The sequence below is a fragment of the Rahnella sp. PD12R genome, assembly GCF_019200965.1.
Taxonomy (GTDB): Bacteria; Pseudomonadota; Gammaproteobacteria; order Enterobacterales; family Enterobacteriaceae; genus Rahnella; species Rahnella laticis.
On record NZ_JAHTMS010000032.1, the window covers coordinates 1 to 2135 of the forward strand.

Genomic DNA, 2135 nt, shown 5'->3' on the forward strand with positions numbered 1-2135 from the left:
GAGCAGAGCGAGTGGGACGCCTACAACAAAACGCTGGAAAACACCGACGCCTATAAAACGGCGATGAACGNCCGCCATACAGGGCCTGACGGGAGGCGACTGGAGTTCCGCTGTCGCCGGAGCCGCCGCGCCGTACATGGCCGAGTTCATCAAAAACAACACCGCCGAAGGTGCCGAACGCATCATCAGCCACGCCCTCGCCGGCGCCATCGTCGCCGAAATGCAGGGCGGAAATGCGGCAGCCGGGGCGGCAGGCGCGGGGCTTTCCGCCGCAGGCGCGAAATATATCGCCGACCAGCTCTATCCGGGCAAAGACATCAAAGACCTGACCGAGGAGGAAAAACAAGGCGTTGTGGCTCTGGCGACGCTGGCTTCAGGGATCGCAGGCGGCGTTGTTGGCGGCGACGTTAACTCGGCGATTGATGGGGGTAAGGCTGGGAAGAATGAAGTCACCAATAATATGTTTTTGATAAGCATGCTGCCGGAAATGATGGCCGCCAACAGTGCAGCCATGGCTGGAGCAGCAGGTTCCGAAGACGCCCTTAATAAGGACAAAGAAGCAGCACTGGCGCTTGATAAAGCGATTGCCGAATTTGGGCGAGGAGCTGTAGATACGTGCGTGAATGGAGGTGCATGCCAACCAGAACTCATGCTGGCACTCGTTGTAATTGCCAAACTGAAAGGTGCAAGCGCTGTTCAAAGTGATACTGGCGGAAACCAGTTAGCCGGAACTGATAGTATCCGTGATACTGGCGGGGATCAGCTATCAGAGCAAAATCCGAGTCATACAGGTAACGATAATAGTCAGGTTGATAAAGGGGAAAATCACACCGGTGGGGATCAAACTGTAGATCAGTTACCCAATAATACAGGCAATACGGAAGGTGTACCTGACTTGCCAGATCATATGGCAAGCGATGGGCATGATAATGGGGCGGAAAAGCCATCTAACATTAAAGTTGCTGATGATAAGTTCCTGAAAAATAATGGAGTAGATGCTCATCAGATTAAGAAAGACTTCCTTGGCTCTAAAGCGGAAATAAAACTTTATGACATTTATGTTGATAAAGATAATGGGCAGCTATGGATTTTCAGGAAAGGCGGAAAAGGTGAAGGTATCCCAACTGGCGAATTTATTAAAAAATAAGGAGGTTACATGGGTAAAACGACAGTAAAAGCAGAGTTCTCTATTTGCGGGGATGTATTTGATCCCAATGAGATAACCACTTTACTGCAGATAGAACCTATGGAAATTCATCTCAAAGGTATCATCAGCGGGACAAGGAAAAGACCAAGCACAGAGACCAGTTGGTCAATCAGTACAGCGAAAGAAGAGTCTTTCGATGTAGATGAGCAAACAAGAAAATTGTTGTCTTTATTAAAAAACAAAACTGAAACACTGGAAAAAATAAAAGAAAAACATGATGTTACGTTCATTTTTTCTCTTTTAATAGAAATAGAAAATGGAGAAAAGCCATCCATCTATTCGTCGGCAGAAACGAATCAGTTTTTGGGTAGCATTGGGGCTGAAAGCTCCATTGATTTATATATTTATAGCTAAATTTCATACAGAGTAAATTGTATAAGCTCCCAACTATTTAGCTGGGAGCTGACTTTATAGCCTCAACCGTTCTGCTTAACTTTGACCACCAGACTCCTATCCTCAGCAGTAGAACTAAACGACTATCCATAGGAAAAACCTTCGCCGTAATCGTCAGGTAGATCCGCATTTTGCTCTTTAACAAAATAAAACATACTCCAGCGCCGCTGGCGATATCGGCATCAGTTTTGGCGTCAGCAATGACAAGGCGGGGATCAGCGTCTTCGCCGACGTCAACGCCGCCGCTGGCAAAAACCACGGCGACGGCACCACCTGGACTAACTCGGAAGTGGGCGCTGGCGGGAACCTCAACATCAGCGCCGGTAACGACCTGAACATCAAAGGCGCGCAGGTGTCCGGTGAACAAATCACCGCCGACATCGGCCACAACCTGACCATTGAGAGTTTGCAGGATACCGACCACTACGACTCGAAGCAGCAAAGCGCCGCCGCGGGCGGCAGCTTTACCTGGGGCGGCGGCGGTGGCAGCGGCTACATCAGCCTGTCGCAGGACAAAATGAACTCGGACTACGCC

The 2135-nt window shown here is 49.3% G+C and carries 4 protein-coding genes; 3 read left to right on the top strand and 1 reads right to left on the bottom strand.

The window, feature by feature from the left end; all coding sequences use genetic code 11:
• The first annotated feature begins 136 nt into the window (after window positions 1-136).
• Entirely contained in the window at window positions 137-1147 is a 1011-nt protein-coding gene (locus KWG64_RS25545) for a polymorphic toxin type 33 domain-containing protein (RefSeq protein WP_218523502.1), read from the top strand.
• Between the two features lie 9 nt (window positions 1148-1156).
• Window positions 1157-1561, top strand: coding sequence for a DUF4279 domain-containing protein (locus KWG64_RS25550; protein ID WP_218523503.1), 405 nt, complete (start codon window positions 1157-1159; stop codon window positions 1559-1561).
• A gap of 37 nt (window positions 1562-1598) precedes the next feature.
• On the opposite strand, the gene KWG64_RS25555 is transcribed toward KWG64_RS25550, so the two are convergent.
• A complete protein-coding gene (locus tag KWG64_RS25555) occupies window positions 1599-1859 on the bottom strand; it encodes a hypothetical protein (RefSeq protein WP_218523504.1) in 261 nt (86 codons plus the stop codon).
• Between KWG64_RS25555 and KWG64_RS25560 the strand changes: the two genes are divergently transcribed.
• Window positions 1782-2135: hemagglutinin repeat-containing protein (locus KWG64_RS25560; protein WP_255562306.1), on the top strand; the 354-nt coding region annotated here is incomplete at its 3' end. The two genes, KWG64_RS25555 and KWG64_RS25560, sit on opposite strands and share 78 nt — an antisense overlap.

What these genes read in the sequence shown, in the direction of transcription:
- KWG64_RS25545 (WP_218523502.1), top strand. Translation starts at nt 137, where the DNA reads ATGGCCGAGTTCATCAAAAACAACACCGCCGAAGGTGCCGAACGCATC.
- KWG64_RS25550 (WP_218523503.1), top strand. Translation starts at nt 1,157, where the DNA reads ATGGGTAAAACGACAGTAAAAGCAGAGTTCTCTATTTGCGGGGATGTA.